This window comes from Ignicoccus islandicus DSM 13165 (genome assembly GCF_001481685.1).
GTDB lineage: Archaea > Thermoproteota > Thermoprotei_A > Sulfolobales > Ignicoccaceae > Ignicoccus > Ignicoccus islandicus.
In genome coordinates this window covers 685,004-703,997 of the sequence record NZ_CP006867.1, presented here as the reverse complement: position 1 = coordinate 703,997, position 18,994 = coordinate 685,004, and the positions used below count along the sequence as shown (strand labels likewise).

Sequence of the window (18,994 nt, the reverse complement as noted above, 5' to 3'; positions counted from 1 at the left end):
TCACTAACGTATTCGTGATCCGGGCAACCGCATTTTCGGACCCCACTCGAACGTTCTCTGTTTAACGTACTTAATCACTTCATTATAGCTGTTAGAAGCCTCCGGTAGCTTATCTGATGTTGTTGTCCTTTGAACGCACTCATTTCTCGAACGAACTAAAACAGACGAGTCCAAAAGGAATACTTTTTCGTATACGTTCTTCCCGTCTCTACAAAGTTGGAGAAGCAATGGAAACGTTGAGGATCTGCAAACGAAGGTTTCAGATGAGTTCGGAAGGACATACTCGACCTTCTCTCAACCGAAGGGAACTCCCCATACAGCAACGACCAATATTGATTTATTGTACATATTAGTGATCCCTCCTCTAAGGATGCAATTTTATAGTTAAACTTCTCGTATTTATGTGCGAGAGTTTTCAAGGAACTACCTCAGAATTAAACAAACATATTATTAGAGACAGTCGATCTATATACTAAGACTCGAGGAGGCGTATGACGTATCATACGTAGTGCGTGACGCAGAAGTTGATGGGAGAAATCCCTTACACGAACGGATTCGATAAGTTTTCGTAATCTCTTCGGATGTTCCGCAAAGCCCTCATGAGTCTCTTGATAACGTTGGTATACTTCCATCGATACCCTCCGGGAAGCTCCAGCTTATACTTTATACTCCGGTCCCACTCTGATAGTCCCATACCCTTATGTTTACCTGTTTTCTAGATTTTCTGAACAACGATATATAGCAAATGAAGACAATGTAAAATAGTAATTAACTATAATAGGGTTCGCTAGTAAATTACGTTACGTGAGGACGTTTTAGAATGAGGATACCTCTCGCCTTAGCTCTGCTAGCGGTAGCCCTACACGCATTGGACTTACAGCTCTTGTGGACCTTCGATCAGCCTAGCGATGTCATTGGAGACATGGCCCTCTCGTCCAACGGCAACTTGGGAATAGCCTCTTGGGACAATTGCGCCTACATTGTTGATCCCAACGGGAACTTGCTTGGGAAGAAGTGCGGAAGATATAGTATGGATGGGGCCGGCTACTCCAACGGAGTGTTCGGGTTCGTCAATCTCGATGACTACGTCTACCTCTTCTACGAAAACGGAACCTTCTGGAAGAAGATAGCGGTTGGGGACAGCCACGATACTGCAATTGTCCTCTTCGATAAAGGCTTCATAGCTTGCGATGGGTACTGTGCCAAGTACGACTTCAATGGGAATAAGTACTGGGACACTAACGTTGGCGGTGAGGTTCAAGACGTCGTAGTCCACAAGGGCTACGTTTACGCAGCTAACCATGGGAGCTACAAGCTCCAAATACTTGACTTAGACACTGGGGAAATAGTCAAGGAGATAAGCTACGATTACTATACCGGTAGCGTCAACGCTTGCGGGAACTACCTAGCGGTAATCGCTGATGAGCTGTACGTTTACGATATCTCCGATCCAGTCAATCCTAGGCTGTTGTGGAAGAGCGTCGGGCTGAACGTTGGTTGGGGGGAACACACTCCTGCCTTCTCTCCGGATTGCAAGTACATAGCAGTGGCCGATACCCGCAACATGCTCAATATATTCGACATTAACGGGGACGTGGTCTATTCCAAGTACATGGGCGGAACTTGGAGCGTAGCTTGGTGGAGGGATAGGCTAGCAGTTGGCTACTTGCTCCATGACGGAGGTAATTGGGACGGTAAGGTTGAGATGTACCGAGTAGTTGGATATACCCCTCAGCCAGTAACAACCACTACTACGACAACCACGACGACTTCCAGTTCCACCACTACGCTGAACATATCGAAGATTCCGGTCATTGCTCTGGCAGCTGCGTTCTTGATGCCTAAGCTGAGGAGGAAGAGGGAGTAACCTAGTTTTTAAATGGGTATTCGCTTTCCTAACCCCCTTCGAGCTGGTTCTCGATGAATAATTACGCTCCGATTCGAACGTTATCGGGAAGATGCCGTTTGTGCCTAGAGGGTCTTCCCTTGTAAGATAAGGGTCGCCTCTAGAGACTTCCACTTCGTCCACAACCCCTCTTGGAGGCTGTGGGGTCATGGGCGGCCATCGAGCCCAACAGCGCTTCTTCTTCCTCCCTTTGCTAAAGACTTAAGTTCTTGAATGAGTTTCTCCAAGTATTCTGTATTTGCTGGTCGGTTTAACGAATACGCTCTAATGTTCTCTTCACATATTCTCATAACTATCTCGGCGTGCTTACGTTTTATGATTAGATACGGATAAACTTGTTTCAGTAGAGTTTTTACATTAAATGAACCTTTTATTTCCAGCCTATAAATTAAGTTCCAATTTGGATGTTTCTTTGTATACGAGGAAGATTGTTGTGCTATTGTTCCACATCCACAAATTTCTTTAATTCTCTCAAGAAACTCTAAGTTAGTGTTATTTATAACTGTCAAGGGTATATAGTTAATATTCCCATTATCTTTTCGCCGTTTCTTTTTAAGGGTAATTGTGCCCTCGCCATCAATTATCCCAGCTAACCAACCTCTCACCCATTCGGGTAGAGTAGATTTGCATGAAGACTTCTTCATTATATCTCACCTAAGTTAGGCACGGGGCTCCCATCTAGGATAAGGCGCCCTAAGGAGCTTGGAACGTTGCTCCCATCGCCCCGCAAGGGCTCCTAATCTACAGCAAACTACCCTAATTAACCCTAATAAACGTCCCCCCATGCCGCAACGACCAATGTTGAGTTATCGGACTCCACGTTATTATTCCCGACCATAAAGATACACTTTTAGCTAAATATTCCTTCTCTTTGACTTAACGTACTTTTGAGGGTTCGTCTTCGCAAGCCTTAAGGAACATGTCCCTTGCCCTCTTTACCCCTATAGCTTTGATCAATCTCCCAGCTCTCGGTCCCCGGTCGCTATCTAACAAAACCCGATACACGTACTTGAATGCCTCTTTGGGAGAGAGTCCGAGTTCTCTCGCTATTTCGTAAATTGCGTTATGTATCTCTACATCGCTCATCTCTTCTTTAAGTAATTGAGCTAGCTTTGAAAGGAACTCGCAGCCTTTGGGATCGCCAACTTTTCCTTGTTTAATTTCTACCTTATATTCATCTGGAACGAAGTTCCTCTTGATCCATTCCTCAACGTACGGTGCTAAGTCTTTGATGGATTCAACGTCTCCAACGAGTTCTGCAACCTTCTTCCAATCCCTATATATCTGGTAATACACTAAGAGATCAGCGAAACCTACTTTCCACACCTTTTTACCACTTAGTTCCCACGCTTTCACTCTCTTGGGGTCCTTATCTTCCCCGAGGGCAACCCTCCTATATTCTTCATATAACTGAAGCAGGAACCTTGGGTTCATTTTGAAGTTCTTGTTTTCAACGATATCGTGTTTCAGAATGAAGTACATAATTACCGCTGGGTGAAGTAAGGCCATTATTTCGTTGAGAGCTCCTATACCCTTACTCTTACTCATTTTCTTACCATCCATTAGTACGAATCCGTACCTGAAACCAACTGGTGGTTCTTTCCCGAAAATTCTCTTATGTATCTCTCGGGCCGTATCCCACGAACCTCCCTTAGTGAAGTGATCCACTCCGCCTCCTTCCGCATCTACGCCCAAGAAATCTTGCCTAGAAGGCCAATCGACTCTCCACGCAAGCTTCCATCTATGAGAAGATATATCGATTGATCCTTCGTGACCGCATGCTTCGCATTTGTAATATATTTTATCGCCTTCGACCTTCTTTACCTTCGTTTTATCTATCCTTCCACACTTCTCACATATTGGCTTAACGAAGTCCCACCAATCTTCGGGCAGCTTCCTCATAGCGGTTTCTTCCATTATCTTTTTCAATTCAGTTCTCCTTTCAACAAATAACCTCAAGTAGTCGTCATACCATCCTTCTTTGTATAGATCAGATGCCTTAAACACTTCGTCAGGCTCTATTCCAAACCTCTTCATGAGTTCCAAAAATTCCGCGAGGAAGTGCTCGCCGTAGCTGTCGTGGCAACCATAGGGATCTGGAACCTCTGCGAGCGGCTTGCCTAGGTACTTCTTCAGCTCTTCTGCCTTGTCTTTCAGAGTTAGAGGTATGTCATCGAATGCGTCCATAATGTCTGCAACGAATATGAATTCCGCATCGTAGCCCCTCTTCTTTAGTTCTTGAGCTATAGAATATGGGTAAATGAATTCACTTAACGTACCTAAGTGAGCTGGTCCTGAGGTAGTCATGCCTGAAGCGATAACGAACGCCTTACCTCCTCTCTTTATTATTTCGTCTGCTATTTTCTTTAACCAGTCCATTATCTTCGGCCCAAGCGCATATGCCTAGGGGAAGTTTATGTGCCCCGCCGTGGAGGCGGGTTTGCCCATCCACCGGCGTTCGCCGGTGTGAGGCATCCCAGCCGTCGCCGGGAACGGCGGGGCGTTAGTACCATTACTAGGCTAGAATTTTAAATAAGAATCCTTTTTCCTCTTATAAAGTATGATTCCAGAGATCGCTAGTAGTAGCGGTAGCACTAATATAGGCAAGAAGTACTCAGAGAGTGACTTGAACAAGGGTACATGTATAACGTAAACCTCGACTGTACCATCTGCGAGCGCTACGGCAATGTATCGGCTCCACCAATCAACGGAAGTAGCGTTATTAGAGAGCTCTATGCTAAGGGTTAGGTTTCCTTTGAGGTCGTATACCTTTAGGTACCTCGAAGCGTCCGCGATAGCTATGTAGTTACAATCTGGAGAGAAAGATACTCTAAACGGTTTGCTTGCATTAATTGCAAGTATTTCACGTGGCTTCGTCAGATCGAAAATTTCAAATATATAAACGCTATTAGAAGTTGCCACTGCGAGGTTTCCGGAACATACGGTTGCATGCCAAACCGGAGACCTAAACCTTATTCGATATCTAATTTCACCGTTTCCTAAAGATACTATTAGCAACTCCTTAAGGTCTCTTTCGGGAATATAAACTGTTTTCATGTAAACTGCAGGTCCGTTCTCAACCCAATGAAGTGGGAGCTTCCAACGAATCTCCCCTAACTTATAGTAGACGCAATCCCATTTGCACGCAATGTATCCATCTGATAGTAACGTAATCGCATCGCTACTCCCAAACCCAACGAAGTGAGCGCCAACCAATCCCTTCTCTGGATCGATCACGTAAACGTAGCCATCGTAACATGAGAAAGCAAATATGTTTTTAAAAGACGATACGTCAGACATGCCTTCCGTTCGACACACCTTCTGACGTAAGTTCCCTTGGATATCAAATACGTACGCACATCCATCAGTTCCGGCTACGCCTAGGTAACCGTCTGCCGAAAACTTTATTCCTTCCGTGCCTTGTAACTTGACGCTCCAGAACTTGTCAATGCTAAGACCAATTACTATTTCGGTACTGACCGCAATTAGTGAAAGAGCGAAAAGTATTCTCCTATCCATTACTTCGTTTCCTAAAAGGGAGATTATCTCATATTTTAAATAGTTTTATTTCTTTACCATCTCAAATAGCATCTGATGGATTCTAGTATCGGACGTGAGTTCTGGATGGAAAGAAGTGGCGATGACGTTGCCTTGTCTCGCTGCCACTGTTACGTCCTTGAACTTAGCAAGCACTTCAACGCTACTACTAAGCGGTTCAATAACGGGTGCTCGTATGAAGATTCCTCTGAATTGGCCTATACCATTGATATTAAGGTCTGCTTCGAAACTTTCTCTTTGTCTTCCAAAATAGTTTCTGATCACCTTTACGTCCATTACGCCCAGGATAGGTTCATATTCCTTATGACTTTGCGCGTCAACTACTTGTTTAGCCAAAGCGGCTGCACCAGCGCATGTTCCGAGAGTAGGCGTTCCCTCCAGTATCTTCTCCTTGAGGGGTTCTATCAATCCCAACCTCTTAGAGAGTCTATAAATAGCAGTACTTTCGCCACCGGGTATTACTAATACGTCTACTTGCTCTAAGTCGCTCTTGCTCCTAACCTCAATCAATTCAACATTGATCGAAAGCTTCTCTGCTGCTTTCTTTAACATATGTAAATGTTCCACTACACCACCTTGTAAGGCTAAAACACCAGCGCGCATCTTAGACTCCCATCTAAAAGCAGTCTGTGGCTAGGGTTCATGTATTTGAGGGATCAGGAGGGGCGGAAACTCTTCATCTCTCTGAATTGGAGTCACTCTTCATCCCCTAATAACTTTCGATATTCAACTACTCTCGGGGCGTTATAGCTTTGAGGATCCTTCACGTAAGCGACCTTCACGGATCAACGAAAGCTTTCGAATTGACTAAAAGACTATACAGAGAATTAGGAGCGGACCTACTAATTGTCTCAGGAGACCTAACGGGTAAGTGCGTTTGTAATTTAGATTCAGTTTGCAAATGCGTATGGGGAAGACGTAAGGATCTATCAATGGGGAGAGATAAGTTCGAGGCGTCTGGAGGTTACGTGGTAGATGCGAGCAATAGGGAAATAGAAGCCAGGGCTCCGGGTTTGTTAGCTAAAGCAGCTCACGATAGGGTGAAACAGTGGTTGGAATCTCTGCACGATATCAATTACTTCGTAATTGCTGGAAACGTTGACCATTGGCTTATGAACGAGGCCTTGAAGGAGGCTTCCAAGCCTATGGATTTTAGGGGGTTGAGAATAGACGGATGCAGTCTAGTGCCATATACTCCTTTTGGAACTTATAGAGAGGGGAGCGAGGAGGACGTATGGGAATGCTTACCTCACGAAGCAGATATCTTAGTTTCACATACTCCACCGAGAGGAGTTGTAGATGTGAGTAACTATCACGGCGGAGGCCACGTGGGATCCACTTCCGTCCGAAAATGGATTGAGGAAAAGCAACCGTTGCTATCACTTCACGGTCACATACACGAATCCAGAGGCTACGGGAAGATAGGTAGAACCGTAGTCGTTAATCCAGGTTCGGAAGCCGAATGGGGCAAGCTATACTTCGCTATAATAGATTTGGAGGGCGATCACGTAGAGGTCAAGCTAGGTGAGAGGGAATACTATTGAAGAGATTGAAAAGTTATAGGGAAGCGAAAAAGGGTTTGATCTGTCATATTTCGGAAATGGATGATTTCTTAACCGAAATTAAATGGAACGAATACAGCTTGAAGGCCAAGGTTATAGCTTCTATATACGGTTTAGAACCATCTAGAGTAGAGGCTAGCATGAGAGTAGGCGAAGTAATAGATTTCCTCGAAGTACCCTACGAGGAAGTGGACCCCGTCCCGTTATCGAAAGGCCTTTACAAATTGCACGGAAGGGCCATAGTAGTGAAGAGGGGTGAGAGGTACTTCATAGAGCCAGCTTTCTTAAGTGAGAATGGATTTAAAGTATTAACGGAACCTGAGAGAGCGCTGGAGAGGTTAAAGGAGGAGTTAGGCGTTCCTTTCTTAATAGTAAAGGAAGTTCCGTTCCATTGCTGTTGGGTTACCGTCCCCATATTGGGGTGCGCTAAGTACTACGAGGTTCCTGGGAAAGTTATAGGGAATAGACTTACGGAAGCACCCATTTTAATTGATCTTCCTAAAGAGGGGTGTTGGGACATAGATCTCGAGCCGGGGAAGTGCTTTTACGGCTTTCCAGGTTACGTAAAGAGCAATTCGCTCAATACTTTGCGTAAATTAATTGTACCAATAAGGTACAAGTTATGGAAATACGTACCTTGGCCTAGCGAATGGGGCGTTCAGAGGAAGTTTTTTAAGTCATCGAAAAACTCGTTCCGGGCATGACTCATCATCGAATTTAACCACGTCATTCCATGCCAGTTATCTTAGAGTAAAGTTCGGCGAAGCTAGGAACCTCCACGCCAACGGAACTGAAGAACCTCCTAATTTGCTGTATGTCGTGTCTTAAGAACTCGTCTGCATAGGGGTGGCTTAGAGGTACCGCTTGACTGACGTCTATTATTACAGGTTCGCCTTGCCAGTACATTATATTGAACTCGTTTAAGTCCGCGTGTACTAATTTAGCTTTCTGATACATTTTGACCATGTAATCAACGACCGTATCGAATATCTTTTGCCATTCTTCAGTGCTTAGCTTGTTCTCTGGTTTGGCTAGCTCGACTAAGAGTGGGGCACGTTTGCAGTTCTCACCAATGAACTCCATTACGAGTACGTTTTTATAGACAGATATAGGCTCCGGTACCCTAATACCAGCCTTAGCGAATCTCTTCAAGTTCCTAAACTCCTTCCTAGCCCATGCGTAGATAAGTCTCCTAAGTCCTCTGTTAGCTATTTGTTCGAAGCGAGGGTCTCCTAGAATGTATTTCCTGATGCCTTTCCTGAACTCGGCTGTGTTAGTTAGATATATCTTTACTGCGAGATCCTTTCCTTCCGGAGACTTTGCACAGTAAACCCTAGCCTCCTTCCCTGCAGAGATCGTTCCGAAAAGTTCACCTATAACGCCTCTCCTCATCAGTTCGTAAACAGCCATAAGAGTTGAGGTATCGAATACCTCCTCTACAGTTTCAAACATGTCCTTATCCTTTTGACGCTTTAAGAACTTTCTCTTCTGAACTAATTCCTTGGGTGGTGGGCTCTTCTCCTCTACTTCCTCGAGCAGCTCTTCTTCCTCCGTCTCTTCCTCTAACTCCTTTTCTAGTTCCTCTAGTTCCTCCTCGGTAGGCTTTTCGAGTTCTTCCTCGGTTTTCGTTACGAACTCATCCACTTTCTTGCTCACTCCTCCTCACCCTCCTCCATTGTGAGTTGCTGTAAGGTAGCTTGAATTTCTTCTTCAGTTATGTTAGCTAATTCGGCTATTTCCTTGGGTAACAAACCCTTTGCAATAAGTCTCTTCAATTCGTCTCGTTGATACCTATAAGTAATGTCAGCCCTATCTGGCTGGAAGTCCCATACTGCAGCAATTACTATATCTCCTTCTCTTATCCAAACTCTCCTTCTCATTCTTCCGGGGATTCTAGCTTTCCTAACTCTCTCTGGATCGTCAAGACACCTAATCAGTGCGTAGTCAGCTCCTATTATTCTCTCAACTATACACAACACTTCGCCTTCGCCGGGAAGCGTCACTTCCTTGCTCTTTTCCGTACTGGGTTTCTTCTTCAAGCAGACACCAAAGGGAAATTCATCTTGAAGGTTAAATATACCAACCCTTCATAGAGGTCCTACATCAGGCCAACCTTGTCTTTGACCGGTTCCGGCGAGAGGCGTTAAGCCTTGAGGGCCCTTAGTTAGAATTACTGCGAGGTTCTCGGCGTGTTCCCGCGCCCTTCCTAGTGCTATTTCCTTCAACTTAATTGGTTCAGCTTCGTCTTCATGAACAGTTACGTCTATTACGTGTCGTCCATAGTTTATCTGAACCATTTGTAAGGCTATGGACATAGCTAAGTAAGAGTACTTATCTGTTTGAGTAGGCCCAACCCACCCGAAGGTCATTGCTGCGTCGCATCCTTCGTCGAATAGTTTCTTTACTGCTACTGCAATGTCCTTTATGCCAGGCACTGTATACCGTTTTACTTTGAGTCCAGGAACCTTTTTCCTCAAAACCTTTATCGCTTCCGACGCCATGTCTACCCTAGAGAAGGTCGTATCAACTATAGCTACACATACCAACTTTATTTCTCCGTGAGGGCTTCTTCTAGTACCCTCATTAAAGCGATTCCATTGATAACAATTATCATGGCAACCAAAAAGGACCAAGCTATTGGTCTAACAAAGGCTTCGAAGAGGTAGGCAATAACTGAAAACACACTGCCCTTAGCATAGAAATAGTACTTACCCAAATACGTCATTCCAGAAAGTGCAAAGTAGAAAACGGTTGGAAACACCGAAATTACGTAAAGGGTTAGAGTGATTGAAAGCAAGTTCGCCAGTTCTGTTAAACCTAATACGTAGAGTGAAAATAACATAAACAAGTAGTTTTGAGGCGAAACGATTTTGTTGAAAATCATATAAGGGACTATCATTGCAATAGACCAGATTAGATGATCTCTTATAGATCTTATACGACCGTACTTTAAGAAAAGCGCAAACACTAAGACAAATAGAAATATTTCAATTACCATAGCCAAGTTACCGAACGAGGTTATTATTTTAATAGGCTCCCCTAGAATCAGTGGGAAGTAGTTAACCGCTGCTATCTCTCTATGGCTTTGATAGTACAACGTAATGAAAATGAATTTATCCAATCCGAGGCTCTTTACTATTATTAAAGAAGGAATATAGGAAATTAATATGCCAAGGAGAGCTAAAACCAATTTCCTCTTAGAAATATATTTTATAAAAGGGAGAAGGTAGATAGTTCCATATACTTTAGTAGTAACGATTCCACCAAAGAAGCCGGAAATCAAGTAATGCTTCTTACTTTTTGAAACCATATATATCACTAAGACTAAAAAGAGTAGAAGCATTGGTTCAAACATCTTCCAATAAAATGTTATTAGAACGGTAAAGGGCGAATACATAAACATCAATACTTTCTCTTCTTCAAATATCCTTTTCGCAATAAGATATGTGGCATACAAGAAAATGCCGAACCATAATCCTAGTGTAAAATAGTATATTAGGTGATTGAGTTTAAACGTCCAAAGTGAGTACATACCGAGAGTTAACGCATCCGGCGTAAGAGTATATAGAAAACCTGTTGGATTGAAAAGCGATTGAATAAATGAGAGTGGGAATAATAGAATGGCTATCCAAGGCGTTATGTATGTGTAGCCTGCGAACATAGGATAATGGCTCGGGAGCTTCACCTTAGCCATCAGTTGATTCGAATAAGTCCATTTATAGAGAGAAATAGGATCGAAAGAATACTTAGCGAAATAGTAACTCATTATGGCATCCCAATGAAGAGCAGTTATTGATCCCATGAAGCTCATTAAAATGACGAAGACGAAGAAACCACGTGGGGTTCTCAACTCGTTTCTTATTTTTCTCCACGTAATTACTGCGATCAGGGGCATTATTATGATCGCAATCACGTTCATTAATCCGTTCATAGAATAAGCAAGAAACCTCACGAATAAAGGTGAGGGTTGACAGCTTTTCTCCATATATTCAGTAATACCTTCGAAACATAAACTTAGGTTACGTAACTCTATCTTACAACTATTCGCTGTAGGTTGTGTGTATATTATTAACTTACTCCAAGGAGTCGCTTTAACGTTCATTATAGAACATCCTTTCAGTTTTAGTGAGAGAGTATAGCTCATATTTAGAAATGGGAGAAGCGCTTTCATCCTAAGAGTAGTACTATCGAAATCATAACTTAGCAAATGATTAGGGAAGAATTCCAAAGAAATCGAAGTTACGTTACCTCCAATTAATGAAATGGTGGACAATTGGGGTGATACTACCTTCATGAAGGATTTTCCATTACACATATAGGTTGCAATTACCTCATTTTTTATGAGTCTCGTGTAGGTCTCACATGTTACGAGAGGAATAGCGTCAATAACGGTGGCTTCGTCATCGAGCGCAATAAGCGGGTACTTGATTAATGGTAAACTCGGGTCAATATAAGAGATTAGTGGACGCGCGCTTTCTCTAATTACATAAGCATATAAGACCTCGTTCGAGCTAACTTTTCCCTTTAATATTACGTCTCCGTTAACCATCACAATCGCTATATCAGTTAGGTTAACGTAAACTATTGCTAATGCGACTATTATTGAAACGACTATCGCTAACGTAATAGTTAACTTCGCTAATTCTTCTGGTGCTCTTAACCTGCTGAGCTTCACTCTTATTCTGCCCTTTAGCTTCATCATACGTATAAGGTATTACCTCTTAGCTCACGGGCTCCCATACAATTCCTAATTCCGATGCATACTCCCTAGCCGCCCTTACTTCCTCGAGAGTCGGTGTTCGTGCGATATCTGGCCACCTTTCGGGATACCTTAGCACCAAATATTCGGGTCTGTATTGATCCATAATATTGACTAGGACCTTGTCTTTCAAGTTCTTAGCTATCCACTCAAGTATGGGGAAAGTGTCGCATTCCAGATGGTTCGGTAGTATTAGATGCCTTATTATCACGTCTCCGCTCTTTGAGGCTCTTTCGATGTTTCTAGTGACCACTTCTCTATAATTCTTCACACCTGAGAGTCTCAATGCGCAATTATCGTTCCAGTATTTGAAGTCGGGGAGCCATATGTCTATCAGATCCTCTATTATATCCATCAATTCGGAAGTCATATACATGTTGCTGTTCCATAGTTGTGGAACGTTTACGTTCAAAAATCTCATTGAAGAAACTATTTCGTGAGCTGATGGAATAGGATCTCCACCTACGTGATTCACGTTCCTAGCTCCCTCTAATCTAAGACCTTCTTGTATTCTAGCAAGTTCTTTCGCGTACGTAATCTGTCCGTTCCTAGCGTTAGCTTGACTCACGTCCCAATTCTGACAAAAGACGCACTTAAACGGACAACCCCCGTAGAAAATGGTGCCTGACGGTACCAACGGCGCTTCCTCGCCTAAATGAAGAAACGCCGAATGCACGTAAACTTTATCGTCAACGAAACAAGCACCTATTCTCTTTGATCGATCAACGTTGCAACGCCTTTCGCACAAGCGACATTTCGGCGATACCAGTTTCCGTACAAGAACGGCCTTCAAGTCTAGGAAGTTACCTTCTACTGTTTTGAACCATTCGCCCTTCCTAGCCTCTTCCCACTTATACGAGAATTCCTTCTTTAAGGATGAGTGTAGTCTCCAGAGTTCTTCCTCTGTTAGTTTCGTTAATTCTTTGAAGGTATAACCGCTCGGGATCGACCTAGCTATTAGGAACTTCGCTTGCCTCTTGTTAAGCATTACTGATTTATACCATTTCAGTCTTCTATTTACTTCAGGATCCTTCCACACACTTATTGCATCAGGCCTTAACAAGAACCATTCTCCGAACAACCTCTCACCGTAAGATCAATGCAAAGAAGTCTTCGTGGTGACGATCGCTTCCTTATCAGTTATAAGTATAGTGTGTTCCCATTGAGCTACTTCTCCTCTCTTCGCCTCTAGTAACACGGGGTAATCTATCAGAATTCCCTTCTTGGTCAATGACGCTAATATTTCGATCAGTCTATCATAGGGGTAAACGTCTAGCAGCCATCGCGGAGAGAATGGTAACGTCTTGAACCTATTTTCTATTTCAACCATTAAATGTTTCTCCTCATCGCTTACCTTTAGTAAGGAGTGTTTCGGGGGTCGAGGATTTAGCGAGAATATCGTTACTTCTTCTCCCTCTACAACGTATCCCGCACCATCCGTACCGAACGGTTCTATTGCATAAGCACCTCCTTTCTCTAATCTAAATGGTAGTCTCTCCGGTACGTTGGGAATGCTTACGCCCGAGTGAACTAAGTACAAACCCAGACTGTGTCCACCTAAGTTCCTGATAGGCTTGAAACCCTCCTTCTTAAGCGTATAGTTAATGGTAGAACCGATTAGAGCGACCGGTACGTTCGGTTTGACTTTCTCGATAGCTCTATGTAATGCCATTTTAACGGCGTTAGACAGTTTCACGTGCTTCTTAACGCTTTCGTCTAGAACAATGCTTATAGCTGCATCCGCTATCCTGCCTTGTACATGTGCGCCTAAGTCAAGTTTTACTATACCTTTCTCGGGCAGTTTCTTGTTGTCGTCTGGTATAGGTGAATAGTGCGCCGCTTCATAGGAAACGCTCAGGTTACATGGGAAGGCTGGACCATCTGACAGTTTCCTAATAACGTCTTCCACTTCTTCGCATATCTCCAGAACGCTCGCGTTGGGTTTTACTAACTCGAAACCTCGTTCAAGAGCCTTGGAAACGGCCTCACCGGCCTTCAAGTATAGCTCGAGGTCGTTCACTTGCTTCTCGCCTCTATCAGTCAAGGAGCGGAAGGACGTATTAGTTAAAACGCTACCTGATTTTCCTTATCATATAGTTCCTAATAGATCTAAGTAAGGGGTAAAGGAATACTGCTAGAGGAGTTGAGGGCACGCTCGAGCTAACTTGACTACTGTTGGGAGGTTCGTAGAACGGAGCAATTGGTACGCCGTAACCGCTTTCTAGATCCTTTCCACTAGATAGAACGTCCATTGCATGGTTCGCTAATATCTTGAAAAGTTCGTTTCCTTCTGCATTAGTGTATTGCTTCCATAAGGCAGCTATTCCAGCGACGAGGGGTGACGAAAACGACGTGCCGTCTAGTCTAACCCACTTAGTGTAGTTACCTTCAGTACCACATCCGTCTGTAATCAACCTAGCAATGAGGGAATCCTTAGGTACAGGTAAGTACAGACCGGAACCAAGTGACGCGAAGTCTACGCCTAATCCCGTAGTACTAAAGGAAGCCAATTTCCATTCGCCGTTGTAATACTCTAATGCAGAAACACCTACTACCTCTTCGACTATTGCCGGTATTGAAACGACCCTATCGCCCGAATTCCCAGCTGATGCTACAAATAATACTCTGTTACTATTTTCGCTAATTGGTTGTTTGAATATATACCAAGCTAACAGCTCGTCTCCGAGGTTTATTACGGAAAGATATGAAGGCAATGGATAAATTACGCCACCCAGACTCATGTTAACCACGTCAACATCGTCATTTGTATTCGGTACTCCATCAGGGCCGTAGACTGCTTTCGCAAGGGCCCAGTGAATGGCAAGTGGATCAAGGAGGCTTTGAATGATGTATACATTTCCTCGATCGTCAATATCAATTAGGTCTATGTTAACCTTTGCCGAGTAAAGGGTTACGTTCGGTGCAACTGAAAGGACCGTTGCCGCCACAGCCGTACCATGACCTATCTCGTCAACTGGGGAGAGAGGAATTGCCACGTATTCCGTTCGCCAAGAGTCCAACTTGTACTTATCTATATAGCAATATTCAATGCCATTAATAGTCAAATTGCCTAAACATAAGTCCTTGTATACTTCATAAGCTGCATTGAAGTGATAATCAATCTTCCTCCCTAATGCTTCTTGCAAAACGTTATCATCAACGCCACTGTCTATTACCAATACCTTGACTCCAGTACCATCGAGACCGTGGTCCCTAGCGTAACTAACGCCTAGTACCTCGCTCCACCAACCGTATTTACAAGAACCAGAGGACGATTGCGCAACGTGACTGGCAACGTAATTATCGAGTAGCAATTCGCGAATGGGATTCCCACCACCCCTAATGGCAGTGAGGCCGTTAGGACCGTAAATCCAACCAATGTCCTTCAATTGAATTACCTCAGCAGAAGCTGAGAACGATAGCAAGAGGATTAAGAAGAACGTTAACAATATCCGCTCCAATTACATATCACCTCAACAACGAAGGTTGAAACTATTAGAGCTAGAGCGAAAGATAAAGACGATATGAATACATTGAGGGCGAAGTAGTAACCAAGGAGGCCATAGCCTATTACGGTTGAGATCAAACCAGCAATTACTAGAGAAACTAGGAACTTATTGTAATTCAAGCACTTCAATTTCCTCAGCCGATTGACATGTGTCGAAAGGAGGTTTATTCGGCTTCTTCATAGACGTCTTCAACCTTCTGTGCAGCCTTCTCCATCTCTTCCACTACTTTCTCAGGAAGTTGTTCGATGAAAGCTCTACCACCTCTTACCCTTAGAACTTTGTTGTAATACACTATCAAACCGTGATCGGTTATATCGAAGGGGTGACGTCTCATGGAGTGTTTCGTTCCCCTCATTTTCCATACAATTAGCGACCTGTAAAGTTCTCCGTCGTACTCATCCAGATCAAGTCTTATTATACCGTCAGCCGCGTGCTCAACACCGGGCCCGCCGAATCCCCTCTCTTGGGCAGATACTTGGCTTACGAGAATGCTAGTGAGGCCTAAACCGCTGAGCACCCTCTTGAGTTGCATGACGACGCTCCTAGCTATTACAGGTTTAGTTAGGTACAAGGTTGAAACGGAGTCTATTGCAGCTCGCTTCGCACCAGTATCCCTTATGGCCTCCTTTATTACATCTACAAGCAAGCCCACATCGGTTGGATCTCTAACTACGTACTTCTCCCTCTTTGCGGTCTCGCCAATGCCTCCGGTAAAGGCATCAACGATGGCGAACATGCCCTTCTTTTCATAGGGCCTAACATCCCATCCGAATTGAATCATATTTCTCTTTATTTGAACAGGGTGTTCCTCTAGAGCCACGTAGATGCCTGGTTCGCCTTGCTGAAGGCCATACCACAAGAATTGTTGAGAGAATATGCTCTTCCCAGTACCAGGACCTCCGCTTAAGAGAACTACGTTCCTTTCGGGAATTCCTCCGTAAAGTATTTCGTCCATTCCAGGAACTCCAGTTTTCACTCTACGAATTATCATGATCTCCAACCTATATGCTTTATCTTAATAGAAATATATAAGTGATGAAGGGCTCCTCGGCGCTACAATGTATCCACATGAGTTCTTCAGTCCGCCCATCGGTCTTCATCGGATGTTCGCGCTCTAATGCCAAGCGATTACATATATGTATATGACTACGAGGGCTATCGCTATTTCTATAACATCTAATAGTATGACGACGTCCTTTTCGGTTGCACAACCTTTTATCTTCTTTAAGACTACCATTAACAGATGAGTAACACTGTATATTTTATCGTAAAGCGGTTCTAAACATCCGTTAACGGGCTTGCCCCAGCATTCTTTCTCTATTCCATTTAACTTGCCTCGAACGTATAAAGCGAACTCTAAGAAGTAGGGTGCGTACAGAATTAAGGCTGCGCCTTCAAGATTCCCTAGTATAGCTATTGTAGCTACCATCGCACCAACGGAATAAGTGAAAACGTCTCCAGGAAACACCTTAGCGGGATACTTATTCCATAGGAGAAAGGCTATTGCAGAAGCGGTTAGTATTATTGAGAGAGCGCACGCTAGCATGGCCCCATGATGAAAAGCAACTATAGCTAGTGTAGAGAATATTATTATAGCCATGGATGCTTCTAAGCCATTAAGACCTGCCAATATGTTGAAAGCATTGGAAGCGCCAACGACTCCTATTGGAACTATCACGAGTGAATAAAATATGCCGAAGTCTATAGGACCTATGAAAGGTATGTTCATTACGGACGTGCCAGCCTTGACGGCCATTAGAGGTATAGCTATAGGGATAGTCGATAGTACCTTAGCCTTATGCGAAAGGCCTTTCTTCCAGCCAAGTATGTCATCAATGAAGCCCACGAAAGCTGCCATCAGTAGTACTGAGAGAGAGGCCAACAAGTAGACTGTGTAATTCCTGACCCCTAAGACGAAAACCTCTATTCCTATCATTAAAGAGATAGCGAGAGCTGAACCCATAACGAACCCAACACCACCGGCCTCCGGTACCATTACTTCATTAGGTTTGTTCATGTCTTTACCAACTAACCCGACCCTTTTAGCTAGCCTAATCCATTTCATAGTTACGTAGTAGGTAGTGATAAACCCCGTTATCGCCGCTATCATAGAGGCTAAAAGCATTGGCTCATCCAAGAGCTATACCCGTTAGCGGCTTTGAGAGGTTCATTATTTCATTTTTAGTATCGTTACCATTGGCTCTTTCGGTTGGGACCTTCTTCCTTATTGCTTACGGCGGTGAATTGGGTTTTAGGGGATTCGTTGCTTCATTGTTTTCCAAGACGGTGTATTATACACTCATGGGAGCCCTAGGCTCTTACTTGATAAAGGAGGCTGGACCGGTTAAAGCGTACTTAACACTAGGCATAGTTCTGCTAGCAATAGATTTCCTATATAAGTTCCTAATAAATGTCGCTTTCGATATAGCTTTCATAGCTTCTATGATTATTGTTCTAGAAGCCTCCCAAGAAGCGAGTTAATTCTGTTTTTCAAAGGAATTGCAATGTGTCTCGGCCCTTCTACCCACACTTTACCCTCTCTATATTTAATGAAAATTAAGTATTCGCCCTCTGCGTTCAAAACTTTATATATTAGTCTAACTTCAGATTTACCTATCTTTCCTTTTTCATATTTGTAATTACCTATTCTCTCTCGAAGTTCTCTAAACGCTTTCTCAGTCGAAGCTATCAATGCCTCTAATTCTGTTTTTGAGAACATGACTCAGACACCGAGGATCAGTTCCGGGTTCGTGCTCATCAATCGCCCCTTCCGAGCGTCCTCATCTCTATCAACTATTACTACTGAAAGTTAGTTATTTGTTAGTTATTTTTCAATATCTCTAAGACTTTATCGAAGTTCTTTATTAGATGATCAAATTCCCTCCACGTCTTTACGCTAACGACGTTTCCATCAATAACTAGAGGGGCATCTTCAACTATTGCTCCAGCGTTCCTCAAGTCGTCCCATATACCTTGACTCCCAGTTATCCTCTTACCTTTGGCTATCCCCGCGCTGATTAGAACCCATCCTCCATGACAAATACTCAAAATTAATTTCCCTTGATTGAACATTTCCTTTACAAACTTTTTCACGTTCTCATCTCTTCTAACTTTGTCTGGAGCATAGCCCCCAGCAATAATCACAGTATCATATTCGCTTGGATCGAGCTCAGAGAACGACTTGTTAGGAACTAGCTCTAGTTCGAATCCTCTCTTTCCTGTGACTGGTTTTCCGCTTTCGAAAGACGCTACATCGACTTCGAATCCATGGGCCTTGAACAACGCGTAGGGTACAACGACTTCGTATTCGTCCACTAACGGACCAATCAATATCACTGCCTTCATGTTTCTCCCTAATTCAGACCTTAAGCTAGGTTTAGTAAAGAGTTAGTAAGATAAAAACTTATAAAGGCTGTTGGGTGACCCCAATATGGGCCGGTAGCTCAGCCTGGAAGAGCGCTCGGTTGGCATCCGAGAGGTCCCGGGTTCAAATCCCGGCCGGTCCACCAACATCCCTCGTGCGGCGGTCGTCTAGCCTGGACTAGGATGCCGGCCTTCCAAGCCGGTGATCCCGGGTTCAAATCCCGGCCGCCGCACCACTCCTATTACTATACCTATGTACTCTCTCAAGTCATACTCGCAATTTATAATCATCTTTATATTGAGCATATTGTGTCCCTTGAAGTTATACCTTATTATT

At 43.6% G+C, this 18,994-nt stretch carries 20 protein-coding genes and 2 tRNA genes; 6 read left to right on the top strand and 16 right to left on the bottom strand.

Annotated features, from left to right (window positions below; genetic code table 11):
• Positions 1-820 precede the first annotated feature (820 nt).
• On the top strand, positions 821-1,867 hold the full coding sequence (locus tag EYM_RS04020; protein WP_075049786.1) for a YncE family protein: 1,047 nt from the start codon (positions 821-823) through the stop codon (positions 1,865-1,867).
• A 185-nt stretch (positions 1,868-2,052) separates the two neighbouring features.
• Here the strand turns inward: EYM_RS04020 and EYM_RS04015 are convergent, their stop codons facing one another.
• The 4 genes from EYM_RS04015 to pdxT all read right to left on the bottom strand — a co-directional run bounded on the left by EYM_RS04015 (position 2,053) and on the right by pdxT (position 6,067).
• On the bottom strand, positions 2,053-2,550 hold the full coding sequence (locus tag EYM_RS04015) for an LAGLIDADG family homing endonuclease (RefSeq protein WP_075049785.1): 498 nt from the start codon (positions 2,548-2,550) through the stop codon (positions 2,053-2,055).
• Between the two features lie 232 nt (positions 2,551-2,782).
• A complete protein-coding gene (gene lysS, locus EYM_RS04010) occupies positions 2,783-4,285 on the bottom strand; it encodes a lysine--tRNA ligase (RefSeq protein WP_075049784.1) in 1,503 nt (500 codons plus the stop codon).
• A 141-nt stretch (positions 4,286-4,426) separates the two neighbouring features.
• Positions 4,427-5,425, bottom strand: coding sequence for a WD40 repeat domain-containing protein (locus EYM_RS04005; protein WP_075049783.1), 999 nt, complete (start codon positions 5,423-5,425; stop codon positions 4,427-4,429).
• 45 nt (positions 5,426-5,470) lie between these two features.
• On the bottom strand, positions 5,471-6,067 hold the full coding sequence (gene pdxT, locus EYM_RS04000) for a pyridoxal 5'-phosphate synthase glutaminase subunit PdxT (RefSeq protein ID WP_075049782.1): 597 nt from the start codon (positions 6,065-6,067) through the stop codon (positions 5,471-5,473).
• A 149-nt stretch (positions 6,068-6,216) separates the two neighbouring features.
• Between pdxT and EYM_RS03995 the strand changes: the two genes are divergently transcribed.
• On the top strand, positions 6,217-7,008 hold the full coding sequence (locus tag EYM_RS03995) for a metallophosphoesterase family protein (protein WP_075049781.1): 792 nt from the start codon (positions 6,217-6,219) through the stop codon (positions 7,006-7,008).
• Entirely contained in the window at positions 7,005-7,730 is a 726-nt protein-coding gene (locus tag EYM_RS03990; RefSeq protein ID WP_075049780.1) for a hypothetical protein, read from the top strand. Before EYM_RS03995 ends, EYM_RS03990 begins: the two co-directional genes overlap by 4 nt.
• 22 nt (positions 7,731-7,752) lie before the next feature.
• Here the strand turns inward: EYM_RS03990 and EYM_RS03985 are convergent, their stop codons facing one another.
• From EYM_RS03985 to EYM_RS03940, 10 genes are all read right to left on the bottom strand, one after another.
• Positions 7,753-8,682: a serine protein kinase RIO gene (locus EYM_RS03985; protein WP_236943438.1), complete on the bottom strand. Its 930-nt coding sequence runs from the start codon at positions 8,680-8,682 to the stop codon at positions 7,753-7,755.
• Positions 8,679-9,065: a translation initiation factor aIF-1A gene (locus tag EYM_RS03980; protein WP_075049779.1), complete on the bottom strand. Its 387-nt coding sequence runs from the start codon at positions 9,063-9,065 to the stop codon at positions 8,679-8,681. Before EYM_RS03980 ends, EYM_RS03985 begins: the two co-directional genes overlap by 4 nt.
• A gap of 48 nt (positions 9,066-9,113) precedes the next feature.
• Positions 9,114-9,572, bottom strand: a complete 459-nt coding sequence (ribC, locus tag EYM_RS03975) for a riboflavin synthase (protein WP_075049778.1) — start codon at positions 9,570-9,572, stop codon at positions 9,114-9,116.
• 2 nt (positions 9,573-9,574) lie between these two features.
• Positions 9,575-11,728 (bottom strand): hypothetical protein, encoded by a 2,154-nt coding sequence (locus EYM_RS03970; protein ID WP_075049777.1) that lies wholly within the window; start codon positions 11,726-11,728, stop codon positions 9,575-9,577.
• Between the two features lie 19 nt (positions 11,729-11,747).
• Complete coding sequence (locus EYM_RS03965; protein WP_236943437.1) at positions 11,748-12,848, bottom strand: radical SAM protein; 1,101 nt, start codon at positions 12,846-12,848, stop codon at positions 11,748-11,750.
• A 33-nt stretch (positions 12,849-12,881) separates the two neighbouring features.
• Positions 12,882-13,805: a type II methionyl aminopeptidase gene (gene map, locus EYM_RS03960; RefSeq protein WP_168050193.1), complete on the bottom strand. Its 924-nt coding sequence runs from the start codon at positions 13,803-13,805 to the stop codon at positions 12,882-12,884.
• Between the two features lie 52 nt (positions 13,806-13,857).
• A complete protein-coding gene (locus EYM_RS03955) occupies positions 13,858-15,246 on the bottom strand; it encodes a S8 family peptidase (protein ID WP_083495040.1) in 1,389 nt (462 codons plus the stop codon).
• Positions 15,228-15,422, bottom strand: a complete 195-nt coding sequence (locus tag EYM_RS03950) for a hypothetical protein (protein WP_157058757.1) — start codon at positions 15,420-15,422, stop codon at positions 15,228-15,230. Before EYM_RS03950 ends, EYM_RS03955 begins: the two co-directional genes overlap by 19 nt.
• A 35-nt stretch (positions 15,423-15,457) precedes the next feature.
• Complete coding sequence (locus EYM_RS03945) at positions 15,458-16,285, bottom strand: KaiC domain-containing protein (protein WP_075049772.1); 828 nt, start codon at positions 16,283-16,285, stop codon at positions 15,458-15,460.
• Positions 16,286-16,408: 123 nt separating this feature from the next.
• Positions 16,409-17,431, bottom strand: coding sequence for an MraY family glycosyltransferase (locus EYM_RS03940; RefSeq protein WP_083495039.1), 1,023 nt, complete (start codon positions 17,429-17,431; stop codon positions 16,409-16,411).
• Here EYM_RS03940 and EYM_RS03935 point away from each other — a divergent pair.
• The gene (locus EYM_RS03935; RefSeq protein WP_075049771.1) at positions 17,419-17,775 is read left to right on the top strand and encodes a hypothetical protein; all 357 of its coding nucleotides are present in this window, start codon (positions 17,419-17,421) and stop codon (positions 17,773-17,775) included. The two genes, EYM_RS03940 and EYM_RS03935, sit on opposite strands and share 13 nt — an antisense overlap.
• On the opposite strand, the gene EYM_RS03930 is transcribed toward EYM_RS03935, so the two are convergent.
• A complete protein-coding gene (locus EYM_RS03930; RefSeq protein ID WP_075049770.1) occupies positions 17,741-18,013 on the bottom strand; it encodes a hypothetical protein in 273 nt (90 codons plus the stop codon). The two genes, EYM_RS03935 and EYM_RS03930, sit on opposite strands and share 35 nt — an antisense overlap.
• A 101-nt stretch (positions 18,014-18,114) precedes the next feature.
• Complete coding sequence (locus EYM_RS03925) at positions 18,115-18,639, bottom strand: type 1 glutamine amidotransferase domain-containing protein (protein ID WP_075049769.1); 525 nt, start codon at positions 18,637-18,639, stop codon at positions 18,115-18,117.
• Between the two features lie 87 nt (positions 18,640-18,726).
• Here EYM_RS03925 and EYM_RS03920 point away from each other — a divergent pair.
• Positions 18,727-18,803, top strand: a tRNA-Ala gene (locus EYM_RS03920).
• A gap of 11 nt (positions 18,804-18,814) precedes the next feature.
• Positions 18,815-18,893 (top strand) — tRNA-Gly (locus EYM_RS03915).
• Positions 18,894-18,994 lie beyond the last annotated feature (101 nt).

Excerpts from the sequence above, each read along its gene's own strand:
- EYM_RS04020 (WP_075049786.1), top strand. The coding sequence starts at position 821 with ATGAGGATACCTCTCGCCTTAGCTCTGCTAGCGGTAGCCCTACACGCA.
- EYM_RS04015 (WP_075049785.1), bottom strand. The coding sequence starts at position 2,550 with ATGAAGAAGTCTTCATGCAAATCTACTCTACCCGAATGGGTGAGAGGT.
- lysS (WP_075049784.1), bottom strand. The coding sequence starts at position 4,285 with ATGGACTGGTTAAAGAAAATAGCAGACGAAATAATAAAGAGAGGAGGT.
- EYM_RS04005 (WP_075049783.1), bottom strand. The coding sequence starts at position 5,425 with ATGGATAGGAGAATACTTTTCGCTCTTTCACTAATTGCGGTCAGTACC.
- pdxT (WP_075049782.1), bottom strand. The coding sequence starts at position 6,067 with ATGCGCGCTGGTGTTTTAGCCTTACAAGGTGGTGTAGTGGAACATTTA.
- EYM_RS03970 (WP_075049777.1), bottom strand. The coding sequence starts at position 11,728 with ATGATGAAGCTAAAGGGCAGAATAAGAGTGAAGCTCAGCAGGTTAAGA.
- EYM_RS03945 (WP_075049772.1), bottom strand. The coding sequence starts at position 16,285 with ATGATAATTCGTAGAGTGAAAACTGGAGTTCCTGGAATGGACGAAATA.
- EYM_RS03930 (WP_075049770.1), bottom strand. The coding sequence starts at position 18,013 with ATGTTCTCAAAAACAGAATTAGAGGCATTGATAGCTTCGACTGAGAAA.
- EYM_RS03925 (WP_075049769.1), bottom strand. The coding sequence starts at position 18,639 with ATGAAGGCAGTGATATTGATTGGTCCGTTAGTGGACGAATACGAAGTC.